Source organism: Kitasatospora sp. NPDC057518 (genome assembly GCF_042802075.1).
In the GTDB taxonomy this organism is placed as follows: Bacteria; Actinomycetota; Actinomycetes; order Streptomycetales; family Streptomycetaceae; genus Kitasatospora.
In genome coordinates this window covers 1-1,786 of the sequence record NZ_JBHVEU010000765.1, presented here as the reverse complement: position 1 = coordinate 1,786, position 1,786 = coordinate 1, and the positions used below count along the sequence as shown (strand labels likewise).

The following is a 1,786-nucleotide window of genomic DNA, read 5'->3' as shown; positions in this document are numbered from 1 at the left end:
CCCCTGAGCATCGCCGCAGGTCGTGCTGGGCGGCGGCGCAGATGACCAGCGCTAGCGGCAGGACCATCGGCAGGACGAAGTCGTAGGGCGAGGGGACGGCGAGCGCGAGCGCGTAGGCGGGCGCCACCAAGAGGGCGGCGGCGGCCAGGGGGACGCGCGGGGCGCGGCCGGCGGCGACGGCGCGGGCCAGCAGCATGCCGAGGACGAACTCCGGCAGCCGGGCCGGCGGGAAGAGGTAGCCGAACCACAGCTGGTCGAGGGAGACGGGCAGTTGGGGGATCCGGGGCCGGTCGGACAGCAGGACCGCGTCGGCTCCCGCGACGGCCGCGGCGGCCAGCAGGGCGGCGGCCAGGGCCGGGAGCAGGGCGCGTGCCGGCAGGCGCCGTACGGCGCGGTGCAGGAGCGGGAAGAGCAGGTAGAACAGGGCCTCGCAGCACAGCGACCAACTGGGCATGTTCATCCCGGAGTTGATGTCCGGGTCGGGCGAGTAGGCGTGGACGAGCAGGAGGTTGGGCAGCCAGGTGCGCACCGGGGCGGCCCAGGCGAACAGGAGGGCGGCGGCCGCCCACATCGCCAGGTGGCTGGGGTAGATCCGGGCCAGGCGCCGGCGCCAGAACACGGCGGGGCGTTCGCGCTCGCGCGCGGACCAGGTCAGGACGAAGCCGCTGAGGACGAAGAAGAACGAGACCCCGGCGTAGCCGGCCTTGGAGGTGGCGTGGGCGAGGGCGGCGGCGAGGCGGGGGTCGGCGAAGAAGCCGAGCGGGGCGCCGGGGTGCAGCGGGTCGGCGATGAGGAAGGCGTGGAAGAGGAAGACGGCGAGGGCGGCGGCGAAGCGCAGGGAGGTGAGGGTGGGCAGGCGGTGCGGGGGTGGCGGTCCTCCGACCAGCCGAGTATCACTTCGTGCGCTCATCGCACGACTGTAGGTGACGGTGCGTCAAGTCGGGTCGCCGCCGCTGTCCCCCGGGAGGTGGATTCGGGGCGGAGGCGGACGTGAAGGCGAGGTGGAAATGGCGGTGCGCGGCGCGGGCGGGCTGGGCACACTGGCTCGATGATCATCGACCACTGGCCCCTGCGGGGGCTGCGCGTGTCCTCGCCCCGCCTGGAGCTGCGCCTGCCCACCGAGGACGAACTCGCCGAGGTGGCCGACGTCGCCGCCCGCGGCGTCCACCCGCCCGAGGAGCGCCCGTTCCTGACGCCGTGGGGCGAGCTGCCGCCGGCCGAACGGGCCCGGCACGTGGTGCAGTTGCACTGGCGGCGGCTGGGGCGCTGGAGCGCGCAGGACTGGGCGCTGAACCTGGTGGCCTTCCACGAGGGGCGCCCGGTGGGCATCCAGGACATGCGCGCCAAGGAGTTCGGCGTGCGGCGCGAGATCGTCTCGGGCTCCTGGCTCGGCCTGGAGTACCAGGGCAAGGGCCTGGGCACCGAGATGCGCGCCGCGATGCTCCACCTGGCCTTCGCGGAGCTGGGGACGCGGTCGGCGAGGTCGCTGTCCTTCGCCGACAACCACTCCTCCCTGGCCGTCTCGCGCCGGCTCGGCTACCGCGGCGACGGCATCGACCGCGACGTCCTGGACGGGCGGGTGGTGGTCTCCCAGCGCCTGCGCCTGACCCCCGAGGCCTGGGCCGGGCACGCCCGCACCCCGGTCACCGTCACCGGCCTGGACGAGGGCTGCCGCGCCCTGTTCGGCCTCGACGACTGAGCACCCGACCGGGACGCCCGCGCGCGGGGCGAGCGGCGCAGCGCGCCCACTCCCCCGCGACGCGGGAAGTCGGCCGGGCCGACTTCC

At 75.3% G+C, this 1,786-nt stretch carries 2 protein-coding genes; one reads left to right on the top strand and one right to left on the bottom strand.

Features of this window, described 5'->3' with window-relative positions:
• On the bottom strand, positions 1-910 hold a 910-nt coding region (locus tag ACFU7Z_RS39215; RefSeq protein WP_380782945.1), incomplete at its 3' end, for an acyltransferase family protein.
• 138 nt (positions 911-1,048) lie between these two features.
• On the opposite strand from ACFU7Z_RS39215, the gene ACFU7Z_RS39210 reads away from it, so the two are divergent.
• On the top strand, positions 1,049-1,699 hold the full coding sequence (locus tag ACFU7Z_RS39210) for a GNAT family N-acetyltransferase (protein ID WP_380782943.1): 651 nt from the start codon (positions 1,049-1,051) through the stop codon (positions 1,697-1,699).
• The last annotated feature ends 87 nt before the right edge of the window (positions 1,700-1,786 follow it).

Excerpts from the sequence above, each read along its gene's own strand:
- ACFU7Z_RS39210 (WP_380782943.1), top strand. The coding sequence starts at position 1,049 with ATGATCATCGACCACTGGCCCCTGCGGGGGCTGCGCGTGTCCTCGCCC.